This is a genomic window from Streptomyces flavofungini (assembly GCF_014650815.1).
Taxonomy (GTDB): domain Bacteria; phylum Actinomycetota; class Actinomycetes; order Streptomycetales; family Streptomycetaceae; genus Streptomyces; species Streptomyces flavofungini.
Genome location: NZ_BMVR01000002.1, coordinates 157,438 through 180,414, shown reverse-complemented (window position 1 = coordinate 180,414; position 22,977 = coordinate 157,438). Strand labels below are relative to the sequence as shown.

Genomic DNA, 22,977 nt, shown 5'->3' with positions numbered 1-22,977 from the left:
GACGGCGGGCGGCGGCCCCGCCGGGGCCGTGGAACAATCGGATCGGCTCACAAGTATCAGCAGCGAGCAGGAGACACAGCGCGATGCGTATCGGAATTCTCACCGCGGGCGGCGACTGCCCGGGCCTCAACGCAGTGATCCGGTCGGTCGTGCACCGCGCCGTCACCAACTACGGCGACGAGGTCATCGGCTTCGAGGACGGATACGCGGGCCTGCTGGACGGCCGCTACCGCACCCTCGACCTGAACGCGGTCAGCGGCATCCTCTCCCGCGGCGGCACCATCCTCGGCTCCTCCCGCCTGGAGCGCGCCCGCTTCCGCGCCGCCTGCGACAACGCCAAGGAACTCATCGAGAAGAGCGGCTTCGACGCGCTCATCCCGATCGGCGGCGAGGGCACCCTGACGGCCGCGAAGATGCTGTCCGACGCCGGAGTGCCGGTGGTCGGCGTCCCCAAGACCATCGACAACGACATCTCCTCCACGGACCGCACCTTCGGCTTCGACACCGCCGTCGGCGTCGCCACCGAGGCCATGGACCGCCTGAAGACCACCGCCGAGTCCCACCAGCGCGTCATGGTCGTCGAGGTCATGGGCCGCCACGCCGGCTGGATCGCCCTGGAGTCCGGCATGGCCGGCGGCGCCCACGGCATCTGTCTGCCGGAGCGGCCCTTCGACCCGGCCGACCTGGTCAAGATGGTCGAGGAGCGGTTCGCGCGCGGCAAGAAGTTCGCCGTGATCTGCGTCGCCGAGGGCGCGCACCCCGCCGACGGCACCATGAACTACGGCAAGGGCGCCATCGACCAGTTCGGCCACGAGCGCTTCCAGGGCATCGGCACGGCCCTCGCCTTCGAGCTGGAGAGCCGCCTCGGCAAGGAGGCCAAGCCGGTCATCCTCGGCCACGTCCAGCGCGGCGGCACCCCCACCGCGTACGACCGCGTCCTCGCCACCCGCTTCGGCTGGCATGCCGTCGAGGCCGTGCACCGCGGCGACTTCGGCCACATGACGGCGCTGCGGGGCACGGACATCGTGATGGCGCCGCTCGCCGAGGCGGTCACCGAGCTGAAGACGGTGCCGAAGGACCGGATGGACGAGGCGGAGTCGGTCTTCTAAGGAGCTGCCGCGAAGTCGCGTGCGTCGGTGCGGGGCGTTGCCCGCATGAGGAGCCTGCGGGGCCGCAACGCCAGCCCCAGCGCGGGGCGGACCTGCTGGCCGGGCAGGCGTTCCAGGCGCCAGCGGGCGGCGATGGTCGCGAGGGCGAGGACGGCCTCCGTCATGCCGAAGGTGTCGCCGATGCATTTGCGGGCGCCGACGGCGAAGGGGAGGAGAGCGTGCCGGGGCGGCTGGGGGCGCTCGGGATCCCAGCGGTCGGGGTCGAAGGTTTCGGGGTCGTCGTAGAGGTCCGGCCGGTGGTGGATGAGGTACGGGCTGTAGACGACGCTGCTCCCGGCGGGCAGCCGGTACCCGCCCAGGTGGGTGTCGGCGGTGACGGTGCGCGTGAAGATCCAGCCCGGCGGGCGCAGCCGGAGGGTCTCGGTGATGACGCGGTGCGTCAGTTCCAGGCGGGGCAGGTCGGCGTGGGTCGCCCTGGCTCCGTTCAGGACGGTGTCGACCTCGGCGTGCAGCCGCCGCTCGATCCGGGGGTGCCGGGCCAGCAGGTCGAGGGCCCAGGCCAGGAGGGCGGCAGTGGTCTCCGTACCGGCGAGGAAGAAGGTGACGATCGTGTCGCTGATCTCCGCGTCGGTCATGCCGTGCCCGTCGCCTTCGGCGTCGTGGGCCATGATCAGAGCCGAGAGCAGGTCGTCGTGGTCGACGCCCTCGGCGCGGCGCTGGGCGATGATCTGGTCGAAGGCGTCGCGTAGCCGGGCGCACGCGCGCACGTGGGAGCGGTTGCCCGGGGTGGGGAGCCGGTCCAGCGGGGGGACCATGAACATGCGCTGGTAGAAGCCGTCGAAGAAGGTCTTCACGTCCTTGAGGACCGGGCCGAGTTCGCCTGCGGGCAGCGCACCGGAGAACAGGGTGGCGGCCGTGACCTTGGACGTGATGGTCATCATCTCGGTGGGCACGTCCAGGACCTGCCCGGCACGCCACGAATCGGCCACGTCCTCGATGCAGGGGCTCATGGCCTTCGCGTAGTCGGGGAACCGCGCCGGGTGGAAGGCGGGCTGGGCCAGCCGGCGCAGCCGCCGGTGCGCGCTGTACGGACAGCTGGCGAGCCCGTCGTCGCCCACGACTTCCCGCACCCGGTCGAAGATCGGGCCGCCCTTGTCGAAGACGCGGTCGTCGACCAGGGCACGTCGGGTCAGTTCCGGATCACAGATCGCCACCAGCGTGAAGGGGCCCAGCCGGATGCGGACGAGGTCACCGTGGGCAGGCAGCGAGTTGAGGAACTCCAGCGGGTTGCGGAGCAGCGGAACCAGATGACCGACGAGGGGCCGTGCCTTGGGGGCAAGGGGGACCGGGCGCGAGTTCGTCATGGCTGCTGCTCTCCGTTGAGGTGGGAACACGCTTCTCCGCTCAGGTGGGAGGACGCTTCTCCGTTCAGGTGGGAGGACGCCGGGACCTCTGGGGCATCGGGGCTGCGCAACCCGTAGCGGGGCGTCTCCAGCGACCAGGTGTAGACGGAGTCGACCCAGTGGAAGATGGCCTGGGCGTGCTTCCTGGCCGTGTCGGGCAGGGAGGTGTCCGCGTGGATCGCGGCAGCGGTGTTCGCGTTCTCGTAGCGCATGGCGGCGTTGAGAGTGAGCGCGCAGGAGAAGGCCATGTCCAGGGGAATCCCGTACTCCTGGCAGATGACGCCGACGAGGCTGAGCTGTTCCCCCGACTCGGCGGCCACGTGGCAACTGTGCAGGTCGTTGTCCAGACCGACGAGGAGGCTGCCCTGTTTCATGAGCTGCAGCAGTGGTTCAGGAAGCTTCTCACCCGGCCCGACGAGGCCCGGCTGAAGTCGTTGGACCCACATGCCGAGAACGATCCCCGCCGTGCGCGTCCGATGCCTCAAGTACCGGTCCAGGCTCGGGAGAGGTGCCCCGTTCTCCCATGCTTGCCGAGCCGTGTACTCGTGCAGGAATCCCAGCAGGAGTTGCGTGAAGCCGGGTATCAGCCCGGCCCCTCCCGCCGCGACGATGTCGTCGCGGAGGCTGGCCAACGGCCTGAGGATGTCTGGTCCGTCGGACGGGGAACGTCCCTTCTCCAGGGTCGCTCGGACGGGTTCCACCAGCTGACCGACCGGCTGATCGCTGCCGAGGTCCACGGAGTTCAGCCAGAACAGGATCATTTGCAGCTTGGCCAGCGGGAGCAGCACATCCCAGGGGGCCTGCGGGGCGAAAAGCCCCACCAGGTGCCCGGGGGTGGCTTCGCTCGTTATCTTGATGTGGTCTTCGCTCAGTCCGAGGTCGGTCGCCCAGGCGAGAACGGCGGACTCAAGACGGCTGGTCTGCGGATGCTCGGGGTACGTTGCACGTCCCTTGACCAGATGGGCGAGCAGCCAGGGTTTGAGGGAGTGGTAGGAGCCGGCGATGTCGTCCGTCGTCTTGGGGTGGGGGAACAGGAGAGGCCCTTGGGACATGGCGTACTTCCTTCCGGCGCTACTTTCCGAAACGGCGCTGACGGTTGGCGTAGAAGGCCAGGGCGCGGTGGAGATCCGACTGGGTGAAGTCGGGCCACAGGACGGGGCAGAAATAGAGTTCGGCGAGAGCCGCCTGCCAGAGCATGAACCCGGACAGCCGTTGTTCGCCGGAGCTGCGGATCACCAGGTCCGGATCGGGTAACCCGCTGGTGGACAGGGCCTGCGCGAACGACCTCTCGGACACGGAGAAGCCGGCGGACGTGACCGCCTGGTGGGCGATGAGGCGCGCCGCGGCGAGGATGTCCTCCCGGCCGCTGTAGCCGACCGCGAAGTTGATCTGTGGGCCACGGTTGTGGCGGGTGGTGGTCTCCGCCTCGCTCAGCGCGGCCGCCAGGGAACGGGGGAGCAGCCGGGGATCCCCGAGGTGACGCATGCGCCAGTGCCCGGTTGCCGCCAGCCGGCGGGTCAGTTCGGAGATGATGTCCAGGAGTTTGTGGAGCTCGGCCGTCGTGCGGTTGAGGTTGTCCGTCGAGAGCAGCCACCAGGTGGTGGTCTCTATGCCCACGGCCTCACACCAGTGAACGGCCCGGCAGACGTTGTCCGCGCCCTCCTGGTGGCCCTGCTCGACGGGATGGCCATGGGCGCGTGCCCAACGGCGGTTTCCGTCCACAATGAAGGCGACGTGACGTGGGGGGTTGTTCGCGACCTGGGGGAATCCTTCCCGCGTCGCGGTGGGGCCGGATGGATCCGGTAGACCTGTGGTGTCGGGGTAGTCGCGTGGGAGCGGACTCATCGGGCACTTCCTTATCGCCTGGGACCAGGGCATGCACAGCCAATACGAATGCAGCGGGCGCTATGAGCAAGGCAAGGGGAAAGGGCGGTGGATGGGCCGCGGGGGAAATGCCTGGGCGGGGGTCGAAGCCACCCCGCCGGTGCGGAAGTTACCGATGATCACGCAGGATTCCGGTGGTGAAACGGAATGCCCGCGGAGAGCGCCTCCACAGTGGTCGCAGTGCCGGCGGCGGTTTCCCCGGCGGTGTCCTCCCCGGGAATCCTTCTCCGCTCTACCGGGTTTGGAAAGGCGCGTCCAGCAGCGCCTGACGTGCGCACCCACCAATGGAAGGCCCTCCACGGCTCCTGGGGAGGGCGTTCGAGACGCCCCTCGCAGCGCTGCGTCCGCACCGCACGGCCCGCGCGCCGGGCCGCCGGTCGCACGCGCTCCGACTGCGGGGCGCGTGGGAGCGGAGTGGGCCGGGCCGACGCCGGGTGCGGGTCATCCGGTCCGGGCGCAGGCGCAGGACCGGGTTCATGGGTCGAGCACTCGCTGAAGCGGCGGATGAGCCCGGTCACGTACGGCGCGACGCGGGCCAGGTCCCCGGGGCGAGGGCACGCGCCCTCTCCAGGAGGAGGGGCGCGTGCGCTCGGAGATGCCCGGGGTGCCGTCCGGGGCGCCGGTGCCGGGCGGGCGGGCCCGCGCCCCCAGGCCTCAGTCCGTGAGGTCGGGCACCAGCGGCCAGAAGTGGTCGAGGATGCGGTCCAGGAAGTCGCGGCCCGCGTGCCCCGACGCGTCCGCGCTCGCGCCGCCGCCCCAGCTGAGCGTGCGCACCATCCGGGACTGGTAATCGTCGTGCAGCTTGCGCAGCGGGCCCTCGACGTCCCGTTTCTCCACGGCGAGCAGCTTGCTGACCGGGCGTATGTAGCCCTGCCAGCGGGTCGTCACCGCGCTGCGCAGCAGCCCGGCGAGGTCGTCGGCGCGGCCCGTCACCGTGACGAAGTCGGGCAGGGAGAGCCGCAGCGTGCGCGCGAGGGCCGCGGACTGGCGGTCCGTGCCGCGCCAGTGGTCGGTCTCCTCCATGCGCAGATACGCCTGGATCTCCACGCCCGCCCCGCGCGCCACGTCCTCCGGGGCGAGGCCGCGGGCGAGGCGGTGCTCCCGCAGCGTCGTGGCCGCGCCCATCAGCTCGCCCGGCGAACACCACAGCGTCGCCGCGAGCGCGGCCAGCTCGGCGGCGTTCGGCGCGGCGAGCCCGCGCTCCCACGCCATGACGGTGTCCGGCGTGACATGGGCGAGGCCGTAGCTGGCCCGTATGCCGTACGCGACGTGGCCCGGAGCCATGCCCAGCGCCTCCCGGAGGCGGCGCGCGGCGGGGAAGTTGAAGGGCGGCGTGGGCTGGCTCGGTTGCACGGGCACACGGTATGGCCGTATGGGGGTGGCGACTACGGTCTGTTCACACAGGGTTGCGGCTCATATGAAAGTACGGCTGGCGGGCGCCCTCCATGTGCTCCACGCGCCCCCCTTTGTGCGGGAATCAGCCCTTGACCGCACCCCCCAGGGCGAACCCCCCGCCCAGCTTCCGCGCCACCAGGACGTACAGCAGGATCACCGGCGTGGAGTAGATGAGGGAGAACGCCGCGAGCTGGCCGTAGACGATGGCGCCCTTGGAGCCGAAGAAGTCGTTGATGCTGACCGCCGCCGGCATCTGGTCGGGGGACAGGAGCAGCATGAAGGGGACGAAGAAGTTGCCCCACATCATGACGAACGAGAAGACCGTCACGACGGCCACACCGGGGCCCATCAGGGGCAGGACGATCCGGATCAGGGACTGGAAGGGCGATGCGCCGTCCGTCCAGGCGGCCTCCTCCAGTTCCTTGGGGACGCCGTCCATGAAGTTCTTCATCAGCCAGATCGCGAACGGGAGCTGGGACGCGGCGAAGAAGAAGATCGTGCCCTGCATGGTGTCGATGAGGTCGACGCGGACGAACAGCGCGTACACCGGAACCATGATCGCGGTGATGGGCAGGCTGGTGGCGAAGAGGATCGTGAGCATGAAGGGGCGGTTCAGGCGGGACCTGTAGCGGGACAGCGGGTACGCGGCGAGGGCCGCGCTGATCACGGTCAGGAGAGTGCCCCCGCCGCACAGCAGGAGGCTGTTCAGCATCGGCGTGAACGTGATCTCGTCGGTGAGGACCGCGTCGAAGTTGTCGAGCGTGATGCCGTCGGGGGCCTTCATGCCCACGTCGGCCTTGGGGTCGAGCGCGGACAGGAGCACCCAGGCGAGCGGTACCGCGAAGGTCGCGGCGACGGCCAACAGGCCGATGTCCGCGGCCAGTTTGCGGCTTCTCGTACGGCGTGCGGACGGTGTGGACGACACTCAGACCTCCGTGCGCAGCAGGCGCATGTAGATGAGTGAGAACAGGGATCCGACCAGGAGGAGGAGCAGCGCCACGGCCGTGCCGTAGCCGATCATGCTCTTCTGGAAGGCCTGTTCGTACATGAACAGCGGGAGGGTCTGGCTGCGGTTTCCGGGGCCGCCGCGCGTCATCACCCAGATCAGGCCGAAGACCGACAGGGTCTGCAGGGTGTTGAGCATCAGGTTGGTGCCGATGGAGCGGCGGATCATCGGCAGGGTGATGTGCCACATGCGGCGCCAGCCGCTCGCGCCGTCCACCTCCGCGGCCTCGGTGATCTCCTTGGGGATCTCGTTCAGGGCGGCGGAGTACACGAGCATCGAGAAGGCCGTGCCGCGCCAGACGTTGGCGAACGACACCGCCAGGATCGGCAGGGTGTAGAGCCAGTTCTGGGACGGCAGGTGGAGGAAGTCCAGGACCGCGTTGAGGGTGCCGTCGCGGCGGAAGAAGGCGTAGAGGAGGAAGCCCGCGACCACCTCCGGCAGCACCCACGCCGTGACGACGACCGCCCCGGTGATCGTGCGGACCGTCTTGGACGCCCGCTGCATCAGCGCCGCGAGGGCCAGGCCCAGGGTGTTCTGGCCGACGATCGACGACAGGAACGTGAAGACCAGCGTCAGCCAGACCGCGTTGATGAAGTCCTCGTCGTCGAACGCCGTCCGGAAGTTCTCGAGGCCGACGAACGACTCGTGGGCCTGGCCCGTGAGCTGGAGGTCCGTGAAGGCGATGTACGCGCAGTAGCCGATCGGGCCCGCGAGGAACAGGGCCATCAGGACGACCGCGGGCGACACCGGCAGGGCCCGGGCCAGGGAGCGGGCGAGCCGCCGGTGGCCCGGGGGAGCCGTCACTTCTCGATCACCTTGCCGTCGGTGGCCGACCCGACCTCGTCGTCATAGCCGCTCGCCGCCTTGTCCACCGAGCCGTCGCCCGTCGTGACCTGCTCCATGGCCTCCTGCATCGCCGTGGAGACCTTCGGATACGCGGGGAACGCCGGGCGGTAGTGCGTGGACGCGACCAGGTCGGTGAAGAACTTGATGCCGGGCTGCGCCTGCACGTACGCCGGGTCCTTGGCGACGTCCTCGCGGACCGAGATGCCGGAGTTGGCGATGTACCACTTCTTCGCGTTCTCCTTGGTCTGCATGGTCTCGATGAACTTGAACGCCAGGTCGGCGTTGTCCGCCTTGGACGGGATCGCCCAGGTCCAGCCGCCGGACATGCTCACCTTGCCGGGCGCCTGGCCGTGCTGCGTGGGCATCGCCGCGAGCCCCAGCTCCTTGGACCACTGAGGCCATTCGTGCCCGGAGCCCGGCAGCCAGTCCTGTGGCAGCCAGGAGCCGTCGAGGTTGATGCCGAGCTTGCCCTCGGGCAGGAACTCGCCGCGCACCCGCGTGGCCATGTTCGGGTCGAGGGCGTCCTCGACGTCGGGGCCGAGCTTCTCCTTGTAGACCGTCTCCACGAACTTCAGGGAGTCCTTGAAGCCCTGGCCGCCCACCACCCACTTCTTCGCCTTCGGGTCGTACAGCGGGTTCTCGCCCGTGCCGTAGAGCAGCATTTCCATGCCCTGCATGGACGAGGTCTCACCGCCGGGTTTGCCGGTGTAGACGTTCAGCGGGACGACGTCGGGGACCTTCTCCTTGATGGTGCGGGCCGCGTCCAGGATCTCGTCCCAGTTCTTCGGCTGCCAGTTCGCGGGCAGGCCCGCCTTCTTGAAGATGTCCTTGTCGAACCAGAGCCCGCGCGTGTCCGTGCCGTCCGGCACGCCGTACGTCTTGCCGTCCTCGGCCTTCGCCGCCGCCTTGGCCGTGTCGATGAACTTCGGCCACTCCTTCCACTTGTCCAGATACGGGTCGAGCGGCTTCAAGTACCCGCTGGTGATGTCGGAGTTGATGAGGAAGGTGTCCTCGTAGACCAGGTCCGGGGCGGTCTTCGGCGAGCGCAGCATCTGCTGCACCTTCGTGTAGTACTCGGCGTCCGGCGCCTTGATCGGCACCAGTTTCACCTTCTTGCCCGGGTTGGCCTTCTCGAACTGCTTCTTCATCGACTCCAGGTAGTCGTCCATCACCCGGATCTTGTTGTCCATCGACTGTTTGTACGAGACCTTCACGGTGTCCGGGTCGTCGCCGGAGCCGCCGCCGCAGGCGGTCAGGGTGGAGGCGGCGAGCACGGCTGCCAGGAGCAGAGGGGCGGGGGCGGTGGGGCGCACGGGCACGACCTCCTACGGTCCGACGCGGCCGCGCCGCGGCGCGGGGGTGCTGCCGCGCGGGGCTGCTGCCGGTGAACGTAAGCGCGGGCTCGGAGCAAGGTCAATGCCCTTGCAACGGGGTTGCTGCAGCAGTGCGTTGACGCTTGTCAGTAACGTGACAACGTTGTTATGGGGTGGGGGTTTGGGGGTTGTGGATCAGGCCTCGGGCCCCGGGGGCGGTCAGGCCGGGGGCAGCCAGCGGTAGATCAGTTCCGGGCGGCCCACGTGGCCGTACTGGGGGCTGCGGGCGGCGCGGCCGGTGGTCACCAGGTGCTCCAGGTAGCGGCGGGCCGTGATGCGGGAGAGGCCGGTGGTGTCCGCGGTCGCCGCGGCGGTGAGGCCGTCCGGGGCCGCGTCCTGGAGCGTGCGGGTCACTTTCTCCAGGGTGGGGCCGCTGAGGCCCTTCGGCAGGGCGGCGGGGGCCGGGGCCCGCAGGGCCGCGAGGGCGCGGTCCACCTCGTCCTGGCCCGTCGCCTCGCCTGCGGCGTTGCGGAATTCCGCGTAGCGGGTGAGGCGGTCGCGGAGCGTTGCGAAGGTGAAGGGTTTCAGTACGTACTGGACGACGCCCAGGGAGACGCCCTCGCGGACCACCGCCAGGTCGCGGGCCGAGGTCACCGCGATGACGTCCGCGCGGTGGCCCGCCGCGCGGAGGGTGCGGGCCAGGGCCAGGCCGTGGCCGTCGGGGAGGTTCAGGTCGAGGAGGATCAGGTCGACCGGGGCCCGGTCCAGGGCTCTGCGGGCTTCGGCGGCCGTGTGGGCCGTCGCGGTGGCCTCGAAGCCGGGGACCCGGTTCACGTAGAGGACGTGGGCGTCGGCCGCGACGGGGTCGTCCTCGACGACCAGGACCCGGATGGGCTGAGGGTCGGTCATCTGGCGGCCTTTCCGTCGGTACGTACGCCGACCCGTGCGGGTTCCAAGGGCAGGCTCGCCGTGAACTCTGCCCCGCCCTCCTCCGGTTCCGTCAAGGTCAAGGTGCCGGCGTGGCGGGTCACCGTCTGGTGGACCAGGGAGAGGCCGAGGCCGCGGCCGGAGGGGGCCTTGGTGCTCCAGCCGTGTTGGAAGACCGATTCGCGTTGGGAGGGGTCGACGCCGGGGCCGGTGTCCGTGACGCGGAGGAGGAGGCCGCCGGACTCCGCGCGGACCGTGACCGTGACGCGGGCCGCGGGGGAGCCCTGGGCCGCGTCGACGGCGTTGTCGATGAGGTTGCCGAGGATGGTGACCAGGTCGCGGGGCGGCAGGCCGGTGGGGAGCATGCCGTCGTCGACGCTGGTGTCGGCGGAGACGACGAGCTCGACGCCGTGCTCGTTGGCCTGGGCGGCCTTGCCGAGGAGCAGGGCGGCGAGGACGGGTTCGTTGACGGCGGCGACGACCTGGTCGGTGAGGGCCTGGGCCAGCTCCAGCTCGGCGGTGGCGAACTCCACGGCCTCGTCGGCGCGGCCCAGCTCGATGAGGGAGACCACGGTGTGCAGCCGGTTCGCGGCCTCGTGGGCCTGCGAGCGCAGCGCCCGGGTGAAGCCGCGTTCGGAGCTCAGCTCGCCCGCGAGGGCCTGGAGTTCGGTGTGGTCGCGCAGGGTCACGACGGTGCCCTTGCGGTCGCCGCCGGACACCGGCGAGGTGTTCACGACGAGCACCCGGTCGGCCGTCAGATGCACCTCGTCCACCCGCGGCCGGGTGTCGAGCAGCGCGCCGGTGAGCGGCGCGGGCAGGCCGAGGTCGGTGACGTACCGGCCGACGACACCCTCGGGCGCGCCGAGCAGCTCGCGGGCGCCGTCGTTGATGAGGGCGACGCGGCGCCGCCCGTCGAGCATGAGCAGCCCTTCGCGGACGGCGTGCAGCGCGGCCTCGTGGTAGTCGTGCATGCGGCTCAGCTCGCCGGCGTTCATGCCGTGGGTGCTGCGGCGCAGGCGGGCGTTGATCACGTAGGTGCCGACGGCGCCGAGGGCGAGCGCGGCGACGGCGACGCCGAGCAGCGCGAGGAGCTGGCCGCGGGCCTTCTCGCTGATGGCGTCGATGGTGATGCCCGCGCTGACCAGGCCGACGATCCGGCCGTGCTCGCCGCGCCGGTCGTCCCCGCCGTCGAAGACGGGCGTGACCACGCGCGCGGAGGGGCCGAGGGTGCCGGTGTAGATCTCGGTGAAGGTCTGGCCGCGCAGGGCCTCCGCGGTGTGGCCGAGGAAGCGCTCGCCGATGCGGTCGGGGTCGGGGTGGGTCCAGCGGATGCCGCGCGGATCCATGATCGTCACGAAGTCGACGCCGGTGTGCAGCTGCACGTCGGTGGCGTACGGCTGCAGCCTGCGGGACGGGTCCTCGCCGCGGATCGCCTCGCGCACCGACGGCGAGTCGGCCACCGCGCGGGCGGCGGCCGTGGCCTGGCGGAGCGCGGCCTCCTCGGCCTGGTTCCGGTCGCTCAGGTACGTGAACAGGGCGCAGCCCGCGACCACGACCGCCACCAGGACCACCTGCATCGCGAAGAGCTGACCGGCGAGGCTGCGCGGCCCGCGGGGTCGGCGGGGCGGATGGGGCGGTCGGGGGACCTGGGGCATGTTCCCAGTCTGCCGTGACGTGTATGTGCGAACTAAATGAACGTAAGGGTGACCGCCGTCACAGGCCGGGAGATAGTCACCCGGAATCGCCAGGACGTGAGCCGCACGACGGGCGAGGAGCCAGACGCCAGTCGTACGCAGCGTACGTAGCCCAAGGAGGCACCCCGTGGCAGAGGGACAGACGGCGGTCGACACCGCCGGTACGGGCGCACCGCCCGCCAAACGGGACCGGACCCACTACCTGTACATCGCCGTCATCGTCGCCGTACTGATCGGTATCGCCGTCGGCTTCATCGCGCCGGACTTCGCCAAGGAGCTCAAGCCGATCGGCACCGGCTTCGTGAACCTGATCAAGATGATGATCTCGCCGATCATCTTCTGCACGATCGTTCTCGGCGTGGGCTCCGTCCGGCAGGCGGCGAAGGTCGGCAAGGTCGGCGGGCTCGCTCTCGCCTACTTCATGGCGATGTCCGTGGTCGCCCTCGCCATCGGCCTGATCGTCGGCAACATCCTGCACCCCGGCGACGGCATGGACCTGACCTCGTCGGACAAGGAGGCGGGCCACACCGCCGCCGACGAGGCGGACAAGGGCCTGGTCGACTTCGCGCTCGGCATCATCCCCAAGACGATGGTCTCCGCCTTCACCGAGGGCGAGGTCCTCCAGACCCTCCTGGTGGCCCTCCTCGTCGGCTTCGCCCTGCAGGCCATGGGCAAGACGGGCGAGCCGGTGCTGCGCGGGGTGCAGCACATCCAGAAGCTGGTCTTCCGCATCCTGGGCATGATCATGTGGGCCGCGCCCATCGGCGCGTTCGGCGCGATGGCCGCCGTGATCGGCGAGACCGGTACGGACGCCTTGAAGGCGCTCGCCACCATCATGATCGGCTTCTACATCACCTGTGCGCTGTTCGTCCTGGTGGTGCTCGGCACGCTGCTGCGCCTTGCCACCGGCGTGAACCTGTTCAAGCTGCTCAAGTACCTGGGCCGGGAGTTCCTGCTCATCCTGTCCACGTCCTCGTCGGAGTCGGCGCTGCCGCGGCTCATCGCGAAGATGGAGCACCTGGGCGTCAGCCGTCCCGTCGTCGGCATCACCGTGCCGACCGGCTACTCCTTCAACCTCGACGGCACGATGATCTACCTGACGATGGCGTCGCTGTTCATCGCCGACGCGATGGACCAGCCGCTGGGCATCGGCGAGCAGATCTCGCTGCTGCTGTTCATGATGATCGCGTCCAAGGGCGCGGCGGGGGTGTCCGGCTCGGGCATCGCTGTCCTCGCCAGCGGCCTGCAGTCGCACAAGCCCGCCCTCGTCGACGGCGTCGGCCTGATCATCGGTGTCGACCGCTTCATGAGCGAGGCTCGGGCGCTGACGAACTTCGCCGGCAACGCGGTGGCCACGTTGTTGATCGGTACGTGGACGAAGGAGGTCGACCGGGAGCGGGTGGCCGCCGTCCTCGACGGCAGGATTCCGTTCGACGAGCGGACGCTTCTCGATGACGACCACGGGGACGTGGGGCCTTCCCTGGAGAAGAAGCCCGCGTCCGAGGCCGAGGACGAGGTCCCCGCGGGACGGGCCGCCGCGGATGAGGCGGCCGCCGTCAAGGTCTGACCCTCGCGTGCCCCTGGACGGGGCCGGGGCCGAAACGGCTCTCGGCCCCGTCCTCAAGTTCTCCCGAGCTCCGATGGAGCAGGGGGGACCCCCACGACGGGCTGTTGGTTCCCCCTCAGCAGCGCCGAACCCAGGGGCGTCAGCACGTGGTGTACCGCGTTGCTCTGGCGGACGCTGGAGACCAGGCCCGCCTCGCGCAGGACGGCGGCGTGTTCGCTCGCCGAGGAGAGGGAGACCCCGGCCCGGCGCGCCAGTTCCGTGGTGGTGGGATCGCCGCCGAGTGCCTGGAGCACGGCCGCCCGGGTGTGGCCGAGCAGCGGAGCGAGACCCTCGTACGCGGGCCGGGCGGCGTCGGCCGGACGCGGCCGGACCGGATACACGAGCGTCGGCGGCAGCGCCGTGTCCGCGAGGGCGACCGGGCTGCGGGCGAAGCAGGACGGCACCAGGAGCAGCCCCCGCCCGTCCAGCCGCAGGTCCCGGTCGACCGGGTACGCGACTTCGAGCACCGGCGACCGCCACCGCATCGACGGGCCGTACGTCCGCAGCATCGCCTCCGCGCCGCCGTGCCACAGTGCGTGCAGGCGCAGGGCGCGGTCGGTGTGCGCCCGCCGGGTGACGCGGGACCAGTCCGGGCCGAGCGTCCCCTGGTGGTACGTGCGCAGGGCGCGGGCGAGCCGCCGCAGCGCCGCTGGTTCGCCGTCGGCCAGGGAGCGGGTCCAGGACGGCAGCGGGTTGCGGTCGCCGAGGACGGCGAGCTCGGCGCGCAGCCGGGTGCGCGGCGTGCACATCAGCGCCTCCAGGCCGTGCTCCAGTCCGGCCGCCGCGGCGGGCGGGGTGAGGAAGTCCGGGAAGTACCCGCGCCGCGGTACGAGCGGCAGGAGCATCCCGAGCGGCCCCCGCCGGTCGCCGTGCCCTGAACGGCGACCGGCGGCAAGGGCCGGATCGGGACGCCGGTCCTGGAGCCGGTGCAGGCTGAGGACGGTCTCCCAGAGCGGGTCGGCCCCGTCGGAGACCCGGGTGCGGACGAGATCGGTGGCGGTGAAGTGGACACGCAGCACGATGTGTTCCCCCGATGGTGTCGAGCGGTCGCCGATCCCCCGAACGGCGACAAGGACGACGATCTCGATGAGACGTGCCGTCGGCAAGCAGGACACGTCCCGCTGGGACGGTGGGACGCCCGCATGCGCCCTGCCTGCTATGTTCTGCCGCTGTGGGACGGACACAGGGGCAAGCCCATGAGTGAGACTCACGAACTGGCCGATCTTCTGCAGGAGTTGAAGGAGCGCAGCGGCCGCAGCTACACGGCTCTCGCGAGCCGCACCGGCCTGAGCCGCTCCTCGGTGCACCGCTACTGCCAGGGCCTGACCGTGCCCGCGAGCTTCGGCACGGTCGAGCGGATCGCGCGGGTGTGCGGGGCGGGGCAGCGGGAGCTCGACCGGCTGTACGGGGCGTGGGCGCGGGCGGAGGCGCGGGCGCGGGAGGCGGAGCGGGACGCCGGGCGGGAGGCGGCGGACGAGGAAGCCGCGGCGGCGGACGAGGAAGCCGCGGCGGCGGGCGTCGAACGGCCCGCCGCACAGGGCGACGTCCCGGGAACCCGGGGGACGTCCCCGCGCCCGCGCGGGGCGGCCTGGATCGCCGGATCAAGCCCCCGGCAGCGCCTGCGTACGCTCCTGCTCGCCGTCGTCGTCGCCGTCACCGTGGTGAGCGCCGTGACCTTCGACCGGCGGCCGGACTCGGGCGGCACGGGCAGCACCGGTACGGCCAGCGGCGGCACCGTGGACCGGCCGTCCGGCCAGCAGGCCGAAGGGCCGTACTGGGCCCTGGCGCCCAAGCCGCTCGACCGCGAGTTCTTCGGCGTCACGATGAACAGCGACACCGGCCTCATGCCGGACTTCGCCGTCAGCGGGGTCCGCCTCTGGGAGACCGAGACCCGGTGGGCCCAAGTCGAGCCGGAGCGGGGGAAGTTCGACTGGGAGATCCTGGAGCGCACGGTACGAGGCGCCGAACGCAAGCACCTGCCCGTGCTGTTCGTGTTCGGCGGCACTCCGGGCTGGGCGGCCCCCGGCGGCCCGATGACGCCGTACCCGGACGACTCGCGTGCCGCGCCCCCGGACGATCTGGCCGACTGGGAGCACTTCGTCGAGAAGGTCGCCATCCGCTACCGCTCCCGGATCGGGGCGTACGAACTCTGGGACAGCGTGGGCGCCACCACGCACTACGACGGGAGCATGGCCACCCTGGCCGAGATGGTGCGCCGGGCCGCGCGCATCATCCGGCGCGTCGACCCGGACGCGAAGGTGGCGTGTCCCTCCTTCGGCAAACTGTGGACGGCCGAAGGCAGGGCGCTGCTCGCGAAGTTCGCCCACACCGGGGCGTACGGGTTCTGCGACACCGCGGCGCTCAAACTGCACCCGCGCCGGGCCGACGGCCCGCCCGAGGAGATCATCGAACTCGCGGCGAAGGCCGAGGCCATCTTCCGCAGGAACGACGAGGGCCGCCGCGTGTGGGGCACCGGACCGGGCGCGGAGGTCGACGACGGCGCCCGCCTCTCCGCCCGGCGCGCCAACGACTATGCCGTGCGCTTCTACCTGGTCGGCCTCTACGCCCGTAGGTCGTTCGTCGAGCGGATGTACTTCTACGCCTGGGGCGGCAGGAACATCCCCCTGGTCGTCCAGCCCGTCGGCGGCCCGCCCACGGAGCCGGGCCGCCGCATCGGCCGCCTGCACGGCTGGCTCGCCGGCCAGCGGATCACCTCCTGCGGCAAGGGCACCGGAGTCGGCCTCCCGCCCGGCGTCTACGAGTGCGTCTTCCTGCCCGGCGAATCCCGCGAGTCCGGGCCGACGGGTCCCCGCCTCGCGATCCGCTGGACCCAACGGGGCCGTGCTGTGGCCGAGTTGGACAAGGGAGCCCATCGGCTGCGGCGGATGGACGGCGGGGTGGAGCGGGTGCGGGCGGGGGAGCGGGTGGTGTACGGGGAGTCGCCGGTGCTGGTGGAGTACCGGGCGTGAGGGCCCGGGTGCCCGGCTCTCATCGGCGGAGGGCGGAGGGGCCTGCGGGCAGCCGGGGAATCAGGGGTAGAGGTCGACCTTCTGGCCGTCCGGGACTTGGTAGCAGCCTGACACGAGGTTGAGGCTCAGGATCGGCGGATCGCTCTTCGACATATTGACGACGGTGACGCTGACCTTCTTCTTGTCGTGGTCGGCGGTCATTTCGACGCTCTTGTTCTTACTGGTGTTCGGCCCGTATGCGACGATCTTCCATCCGTGCTTCGGCAGTTCCCGCTTGAGTCGCGCCATCGCTTCGGCGAGGTCGCTCGCCGAGGCGGGGGAGAAGCTCCACGGATGGTAGATGCGGAAGTACTTCTTCGAGTCTTTCCCCGAGCATTCCGTGACTCCGGGGTCGTTGTCGGACGCCTTCCCCTTCACGCCGATCAGGTCGTATATGCCGCTGGACGTCTTCTTCATCGTTTCGACGGCGTCGTGAGAGGTGCTGGTGCCCGCCGACGGGACGCCATCGGATTTGTCGTCGCTCATGCCACATCCGGTCAGGGTCGCAAGTGCAAGGGGCGCGGCGAGCACGGAGGCTCGCATGGTGATTCTCATGCCTGGGTTCTCCTACTTCGAACGCTCAACTTCTTCGCTCGTCAATGGATTGGACGGCGGTGGCTCCAATTTGACCTCGTCGTCTCTCCCCGCGACCACTCGGGCCTGATTCAGCAGACTTACTGATTCCTCGTCCCAGTAACCGCTGTGGCCTTCGGTATCCGTGGCCATTTGGTTGGCACCGAATCCCGGGTCGCTCGGAATGATGAACATGTCCCCGCCGTGTCCATAGCGGCCTAGGTCGGGGACCACATCCCCCTTTGCTTCCTCGTTCCACACGTGCCCCTTGGGGACGTCCAGCTCGTCGGCGCCCGACACCTTGACGCCGGGGCTGCCCGCGAAGACGACATCGTCGGCGTTGAGATCCCCGGTCTCGGCCGCCGCGCCGATAAGGGTTGATCCGTAGGAATGGCCGATCACGCTGCGGTGGGGTTCCGAATCGCCCGTGTGGGCTGCCTCGAGGCCGTCCAGGAACTGGTTGAACGCCGGGGCTCCGTCGTACGCGTAGTGCTCGAAGGGCGCGTCCTTTCCGACGGTGTCAGGAGCGTCGTATCCGAGCCAGGTGATGGTGGAAACGGACTTCTCGCCGGCCAGGCCGTCGGCCGCGTTCCATACCTTGACCGCGCGGTTGATGTCACCCTCGATGTTCGGGAGTGATGCTTTCGTCCCCGGCACGTAGACAGACTGGTGATCCGCCGTGTCCGGGTTTCCGTTGGCGATGATCGCGCGGCCGTCACCCTCGGTGCTGAATCCCAGCAAGTACGCCGGGGGAGTCCTCGTTGTACCGGCTGAGTCGAAGCGCTTCTGAATCAGCTCCATCCCGTCGATGGACTTGTGGGCGTCCCTGCGTGCCTTTTCCCACTTCCACCACTCCGGGTTCTCGACCTTTCTGTTCACCTCCCCGGTCTGGGGGTTGGTGAATTCCGTGTAGCGCGCGGGCTCCGGATGCTTCTTCAGCCAGGTGTCGTACTCGACCTGCGCGGTCCCGCGGGCCTCGGCGAGGACCATCCGGTTCGCCTCGTCACGGACGGTGGAGGGCAGGCCGTCCAGGCTGCCGACGGAGTCCGGGCGCATGGCGGTCCACGCCGATCGTTCGTCGGCGTCGAGGCCCTTCCACCACTCCGCGTTGGCCTTCGGGTCGCCGTTCTTGGGCGGTTGCGGCAGTGAGTCGAGGTACTCCTTGCCCGCCGCGTTCACCCCCTTGGTGTCCGAGGAGACGTCAGCCCAGTCACGGTCGCTGACCGTCAAGTCGTCGTCGGCCTTCAGCGCACGCAGCTTCGGGGCCCACTTCGTGTCGGCCTCCGTCGCTTCCTTGAGGGCCGCGGCGATCCGGTCCGCGCAGTCCTGGGCGAGGCGGGCCTTGGGGTTGGGGTCGAACCCGGCCGCCTGGCGGCCGACGGCGGAGGCGGTGTCGTCGGTCAGGCCGGTGGCCGTGCCGCCGTCCGGGGTCCTGCCGTCCTTGCCCTTCTCGCCGCCCGGCGGATAGCCGACCGAGCCGTCGGCGTGCACGGTGAGCCCGGCGGCCTTGGCGTCGGCGAGGGCCGCGTCGAGCTTCTTCTTGGCCGCTTCCATCTCGTACGAGAACGCGTCGAGGGCCGAACCGACGAGACCGCACTCGGTCTGGACGTAGTGGAAGTTCTTCCCCAGCTCCGCCAGTTGCTTGATCGCCGCCGACGCGGCCTCGCCCTTCAACGACTTCCGCATGGCCGCGGCGATCTGCGTCCCGACGCGGTCGTGAGCCGCGCGCGCCATGTCCGACGTGCGGCGGTATCCGTTGGCCGCCTCCGCGTACTCGTTCGGTTTCAGGGCCTTGAGTGTCGCAAGATCCATGACGCCCGACTACCGTCCCTTGCCCTGTCCGCCGATCGCGGGCGTGTCCCCGTACGCGATCTTCAGGTTGCCGATCGCGGCCCTGACCGAATCGTCGGTCCTCAACTGCTCGTTGCCGGCCTTCTCAAGGAGCCCCGCGAGCGCTCCGCAACGGCGGTTCACGGCCTTCACGTAGCGCTCCCAGGAGGCGTGGACCTCCTTCTGGGCGCCCGCCGTCCGGCAGCCGCTGTCCGCTCCCAGGCCGTTCTGGCCGTCGGAGAGCTGATCGAGCGCCTTGCCGATGCCCTCGCGCAACGAGCCGATGTCGTGGCCCGCCTTGGCCCAGGCCTTCTTGTCCGACACCAGGCTTCCGGTGTCGACCCCGGAGCCGGGCTCCGTCTGGTTCAGTTGCATTCGTGCGGTGTGCTGCTCGGCGGCCTCGGCTTTGAGCTGCTCCCACTCCTCCCACGCCACGCGTGTCCTCCCCGTTCCTGTGTCGCGCCGACAAGCGGTGTGCATGTGCCACCGCAACGTATCGGTGATCAACGCGTACGGTACGGCGTCCGTGTGAACGGCTGCTGGGTTTCGGTCACTTACGGTTTCCGCGCACGCGCGTTCGGCGGCCGTTGGTGGCTGCTCGACGCGGCGAGGTGGTTTCGCGAGCGGGTGCTCGGCATGCTTTGAGCCATGAATGCGGGGAGGCGGGACAGCGGCCTGCGGTGGTTGTTCGGGGGCGGGGCCGCGCTGTTGCTCGCGGGGTGCGGCTGGGCGGCCGTGACCCTGCGGCACAACGCGCTCGAACCGCAGGACATGGCCGGGGTGCTTGGACTGCCGCTCGGCGTCCTCGGCATTCTCGTCGGCGCCGCCGTCAGTCTCCGCGCGCTCCGCCTCCAGCAGGCGACCGACGCCCGCGCGGCCGCGCTCGCCCAACTCGCCCACGCCGTCCAGGACGTGGAGGTCGCCGAGCGCACTCACATGCTCGGCACCGGCGCGCACCTCATCGACCTGCCGGTGGACGTGACCCCACGTCAGGGCGGTGCCGAGCCGTCCGGGCGGCAGCGGTTGTCCGATGTGGCCGGGTGGTACTGCGCGGAGCCCGGGCGGCTTGTCGTGATCGGGGAGCCGGGGGCCGGGAAGACCGTGTTCGCCGTGCACCTCGTGGTGCGGTTGCTCGGCGTGCGCGGAGCCGAGGACGCGGTGCCCGTGCGGCTCGCCGTCCGGGATCTGCCTCCGGCGCGGACCCGGCGCCGGTGGTGGGGCGGGCGTCGCACCGTCGGCGGGTTCGAGCACTGGCTCAAGGACAGTCTCGTCAAGGCGTACGAGGTGCCGGTGGCTGTCGCCGGGGATCTCGTCGCGCGGCGGCTCGTCGTTCCCGTACTGGACGGGCTCGACGAGATGGATCCCGAGGGCGAGGAGCCGGAGCGGGCCTGCCAGGCCCTCGGCGAACTCAACGCCTACCAGGCCGCCGGCGGCAGCGCGCCCCTCGTCCTGACCTGCCGCGAGCAGCGGTACGCGGAGCTGTCCGGCCTGCACACATGGCTCCGTGAGGCCACGCTGCTGCGCGTCGGCGGCGTCGACGCCGAGCAGGCGCGGCGGTATGTCGCTCTCCGGTCCGACGGGCGGCCCTCTCCGATGGACGCCGTCGTCGACGCCATGCGGGACGGAGGCGCGGGCGGGGCCGTCGCCGAGGCCCTCAGTTCGCCGTTCTATTTGGGGCTCGCGCTCGCCGTGTACGGGGAGTCCGCCGATGTGGCGCCGCCCGTCGACGGTGCTTCGGCCGACCAGATCCGTGAGCAGCTGCTCGCCCGGTACGTCCCGGCCGCCACCCGCTCCGCCAACGCGGCGGTGCGGTGGGCGCGGGGGAGCCTGACCGGGGACCGGACCGTGTGGGCGCGGCAGCGCGAGTACGCGCCCCGGCGGGTCCACCGGTGGCTGAGGCGCATGGCCGAGGCCGAGGAGCGCGGGGGCGCCACGCACGGGCGGGTCGTGGGGCCCTACGTGACCCGTGCCGCGTCGATGCTGACGGTCGGTGCCGTCACCGCCGTCGCGCTGTACGTCGTGCCCGACCTGGTGCGCGGGCTCGTACCCGAGGCGTGGTGGGTCCACCGCGAAGGGCTTGCGCAGTCCCTGCTGTTCGCGGGGCTCGTCGCGTTGGGCGCCGCCCACACGCAGTCGGCCACGTTGTGCGAGCGCACCCCCGTGGGGTCGTCGGAGCGCGTGCGCCAGTCGCGGTCCCGGTGGCCGGAACGGTCGCGCCGCGCCCTGTGGTCCGCCGTCTCCAGCGCGGGTTCGGTGGCCCTGGCCCTGGCAGCTTTCGCTCTTGGCGCCATGGCCCCCTTCAGCGACGCGTACGCCGCCGTGCCGCAGGAAGTCTGGTACGCGGTGGGGGTCCTCATCGCCCAGTGCGTGGGCCTGGCCTACCTCGTGGGCACCCCCTTCGTCACCCACCGCGACCGGCGCGGGCTCGTCGCCTGCGTGGCGGTGCCCCTCGTCGCCGGGCCCGTCGCCTGGGTCGCCATGGCGTACGACCCCGTGCTCGCCCTCGCCTGCGCGGGCGCGCTCGCCCTCGTCGCCCTCCTGCTGTGGCGCGCCCGCGCCCTACCCGGCTTCGCCCTGGTCGGCGGGGGCGTGGCCACCGTGATCGGTATGGCGCACGACATCCCGGCACCGGACGACGGTTTCAAGAGCGGCGCCACCGTGGGCGTCCTGCTCTTCTACATCCTCGGCTGCGTCTTCCTCGGCCCGGGCAGCGAGCCCCGCGCGGACGTCGTCGGTCGCCTCTGGCGACAGGCCGCACAGACGTCGAACCTGCCCGTGCTCTGCATCGCGCTCCTTCTCGGCAGGGGATACGAAGCGATGATCGGTTTCGCCGGAGCCGTTTTCCTTGTCGTCGCCTTCAGTGCCGCCGAACTCGGCAGCAGCATGGCGCGCGGTGCGTCGGCCCTAGGCGGTGCGGTTCTTGGCCGGGTGCCGCCCCGTCCCGGCGCGTTTCTGGCCTGGGCCTACCACGCGGGGCTGCTCCGCGTGGTAGGCGGCGAGTACGAGTTCCGGCACCGGGAGCTGCGGGAGTGGCTGGCGCGGAATCCCCGGTGAGGTGGCCTCAGAGCCCGGTCAGGAACGCCTGCCAGGCGGGGAGTCCGAGGAGGAGGGCGGGGCCGTCGGGGTTCTTGGAGTCGCGTATGCCTACGCGGTTGCCTCCGGCGGGGTGGGGGGTGAGGTCGGCGACCTCAAGGCAGTTGCTGGGGACGCCATCGCTGTACGACGACTTGAACCAGGCCGCTGCGGGGGCGAGGTCGGGTGCGTTGAAACGTGCGTTCATGGGGTCACAGCTTTCGCTCTAGTTGGTGCAGGAACTTGGGGGTGTCCTCGGGTGGCAGGGCTGAGGCCACCAGAGCGTTGAACCGGCGTGTGAAGCGGGCGACTTCGCGGGGCCGGTCCGAGGTGGACACAGCGTTCCAGGCGCTGTCGATCTGGACTCGCGGTGGGAACCGGTCACCCAGGTCGAGGATCGCGAAGTCGTTGGTGGCACGGTATCCCCAGCGGAAGGGCAGCACTTGGAGCGTCACGTGCTCCAACTCCGAGCGTTCCAGGAGCCGTGCGTACTGTTCGCGCATCACGTCCGGGCCTCCGACGGGGTACCGCAGGGCGGCCTCGCCGAGGATGACGTGCAGCTTGACCGGGTTCTCCCGGGTGAGGACTTCCTGTCGCCGCATGCGTAGTTCCACGCTGCTGCGGATGCTTTCCGACGTCGTTTCCTCAACCGGCTTCTGGACCTCGTGCAGCGCCTTCGTGTAGGGCGCCGTCTGGAGGAGGCCGTACACCAGTGTCGGGTGGTACGCCATCATGCTGCGCGCCTCGGGTTCCAGCCCGACGAAGCTGGGCAGCTCGGGCGGCAAGGGTCCACGGTACTGCGTGAGCCAATCCTGCGTCGACGACTCCCGGTTGAGGTTGAGGAAGGAGCTGACGATCTCCTCGTCCGTGACGCCGTACTTGGTCAGCAGCCTGCGCAAGTCACCGACGTTCCGGAAGTTGAGGGCGCCGGTCTCGATCCGTTGCAGCGAGGTCTCGGAGATCTTCAGCCCTTGGACCGCCTGCTTCCGGGTGAGGCCGCCACCGCTCTCGCTCTGCCCGCAGGATTCACGCAACTGCCTCAGCTGTAGGCCCAGTTCCAGGCGCTGACTGGTGCGCCCACGCTTCGCTGCCATGCCACTCGCCTTCGTCGCGCTGTGTGCAACGGCGGTTGCCGTGCGTCGAGTGTGGCAGTCGCTGCTGCACCTCCGCAGCGGCTTGCGCATATCCGGGCATAGTCCAATGTTCCCCTGCTGGATATTCAGCGGACTTTCGATTGCGACCGAACGGGCAAGCCCGCAACCGTCATCACATGACCAATCCCGTGGCTCCGCCCCACACTCCCCTCCCCAC

At 70.5% G+C, this 22,977-nt stretch carries 19 protein-coding genes; 4 read left to right on the top strand and 15 right to left on the bottom strand.

Annotated elements, in window-relative coordinates; genetic code table 11:
- The first annotated feature begins 83 nt into the window (after positions 1-83).
- Entirely contained in the window at positions 84-1,109 is a 1,026-nt protein-coding gene (locus IE274_RS04585) for an ATP-dependent 6-phosphofructokinase (RefSeq protein ID WP_190114274.1), read from the top strand.
- On the opposite strand, the gene IE274_RS04580 is transcribed toward IE274_RS04585, so the two are convergent.
- From IE274_RS04580 to IE274_RS04540, 9 genes are all read right to left on the bottom strand, one after another.
- On the bottom strand, positions 1,106-2,473 hold the full coding sequence (locus tag IE274_RS04580; RefSeq protein ID WP_190114273.1) for a cytochrome P450: 1,368 nt from the start codon (positions 2,471-2,473) through the stop codon (positions 1,106-1,108). The two genes, IE274_RS04585 and IE274_RS04580, sit on opposite strands and share 4 nt — an antisense overlap.
- Positions 2,470-3,564 carry a terpene synthase family protein gene (locus IE274_RS04575; RefSeq protein WP_190114272.1) on the bottom strand — a complete coding sequence of 365 codons (1,095 nt, stop codon included), beginning with the start codon at positions 3,562-3,564 and terminating at the stop codon, positions 2,470-2,472. Before IE274_RS04575 ends, IE274_RS04580 begins: the two co-directional genes overlap by 4 nt.
- 19 nt (positions 3,565-3,583) lie before the next feature.
- Positions 3,584-4,357 carry a polyprenyl diphosphate synthase gene (gene uppS, locus IE274_RS04570; protein WP_190114271.1) on the bottom strand — a complete coding sequence of 258 codons (774 nt, stop codon included), beginning with the start codon at positions 4,355-4,357 and terminating at the stop codon, positions 3,584-3,586.
- A gap of 693 nt (positions 4,358-5,050) precedes the next feature.
- Entirely contained in the window at positions 5,051-5,680 is a 630-nt protein-coding gene (locus tag IE274_RS04565; RefSeq protein WP_372446986.1) for a helix-turn-helix domain-containing protein, read from the bottom strand.
- 193 nt (positions 5,681-5,873) lie between these two features.
- A complete protein-coding gene (locus IE274_RS04560; RefSeq protein ID WP_190114269.1) occupies positions 5,874-6,716 on the bottom strand; it encodes a carbohydrate ABC transporter permease in 843 nt (280 codons plus the stop codon).
- On the bottom strand, positions 6,717-7,523 hold the full coding sequence (locus IE274_RS04555) for a carbohydrate ABC transporter permease (RefSeq protein WP_190114726.1): 807 nt from the start codon (positions 7,521-7,523) through the stop codon (positions 6,717-6,719).
- 74 nt (positions 7,524-7,597) lie between these two features.
- A complete protein-coding gene (locus IE274_RS04550) occupies positions 7,598-8,962 on the bottom strand; it encodes an extracellular solute-binding protein (RefSeq protein ID WP_190114268.1) in 1,365 nt (454 codons plus the stop codon).
- 213 nt (positions 8,963-9,175) lie between these two features.
- A complete protein-coding gene (locus tag IE274_RS04545; RefSeq protein WP_190114267.1) occupies positions 9,176-9,865 on the bottom strand; it encodes a response regulator in 690 nt (229 codons plus the stop codon).
- A complete protein-coding gene (locus tag IE274_RS04540; protein ID WP_229909219.1) occupies positions 9,862-11,538 on the bottom strand; it encodes a sensor histidine kinase in 1,677 nt (558 codons plus the stop codon). Before IE274_RS04540 ends, IE274_RS04545 begins: the two co-directional genes overlap by 4 nt.
- 166 nt (positions 11,539-11,704) lie before the next feature.
- On the opposite strand from IE274_RS04540, the gene IE274_RS04535 reads away from it, so the two are divergent.
- Positions 11,705-13,144 (top strand): cation:dicarboxylate symporter family transporter, encoded by a 1,440-nt coding sequence (locus IE274_RS04535; protein ID WP_229909217.1) that lies wholly within the window; start codon positions 11,705-11,707, stop codon positions 13,142-13,144.
- Between the two features lie 53 nt (positions 13,145-13,197).
- On the opposite strand, the gene IE274_RS04530 is transcribed toward IE274_RS04535, so the two are convergent.
- A complete protein-coding gene (locus IE274_RS04530) occupies positions 13,198-14,202 on the bottom strand; it encodes an ArsR/SmtB family transcription factor (RefSeq protein WP_190114724.1) in 1,005 nt (334 codons plus the stop codon).
- A gap of 177 nt (positions 14,203-14,379) precedes the next feature.
- Between IE274_RS04530 and IE274_RS04525 the strand changes: the two genes are divergently transcribed.
- On the top strand, positions 14,380-16,152 hold the full coding sequence (locus IE274_RS04525; protein WP_190114266.1) for a helix-turn-helix domain-containing protein: 1,773 nt from the start codon (positions 14,380-14,382) through the stop codon (positions 16,150-16,152).
- A 60-nt stretch (positions 16,153-16,212) separates the two neighbouring features.
- On the opposite strand, the gene IE274_RS04520 is transcribed toward IE274_RS04525, so the two are convergent.
- Genes IE274_RS04520 through IE274_RS04510 form a run of 3 tightly spaced genes read right to left on the bottom strand, consistent with a single transcriptional unit; the run spans position 16,213 to position 19,029 of the window.
- Positions 16,213-16,746, bottom strand: a complete 534-nt coding sequence (locus IE274_RS04520) for a hypothetical protein (protein WP_190114265.1) — start codon at positions 16,744-16,746, stop codon at positions 16,213-16,215.
- Between the two features lie 12 nt (positions 16,747-16,758).
- Entirely contained in the window at positions 16,759-18,576 is a 1,818-nt protein-coding gene (locus IE274_RS04515) for an alpha/beta hydrolase (protein ID WP_190114264.1), read from the bottom strand.
- Positions 18,577-18,585: 9 nt separating this feature from the next.
- The gene (locus tag IE274_RS04510) at positions 18,586-19,029 is read right to left on the bottom strand and encodes a hypothetical protein (protein WP_190114263.1); all 444 of its coding nucleotides are present in this window, start codon (positions 19,027-19,029) and stop codon (positions 18,586-18,588) included.
- A gap of 213 nt (positions 19,030-19,242) precedes the next feature.
- On the opposite strand from IE274_RS04510, the gene IE274_RS04505 reads away from it, so the two are divergent.
- Positions 19,243-21,648, top strand: a complete 2,406-nt coding sequence (locus tag IE274_RS04505; RefSeq protein ID WP_190114262.1) for an NACHT domain-containing protein — start codon at positions 19,243-19,245, stop codon at positions 21,646-21,648.
- A 7-nt stretch (positions 21,649-21,655) separates the two neighbouring features.
- Here IE274_RS04505 and IE274_RS04500 read toward each other — a convergent pair whose 3' ends face one another.
- Both IE274_RS04500 and IE274_RS04495 read right to left on the bottom strand, forming a co-directional pair.
- Complete coding sequence (locus IE274_RS04500; protein WP_190114261.1) at positions 21,656-21,874, bottom strand: DUF397 domain-containing protein; 219 nt, start codon at positions 21,872-21,874, stop codon at positions 21,656-21,658.
- 4 nt (positions 21,875-21,878) lie between these two features.
- Positions 21,879-22,760: a helix-turn-helix domain-containing protein gene (locus tag IE274_RS04495; RefSeq protein ID WP_190114260.1), complete on the bottom strand. Its 882-nt coding sequence runs from the start codon at positions 22,758-22,760 to the stop codon at positions 21,879-21,881.
- Positions 22,761-22,977: the final 217 nt, after the last annotated feature.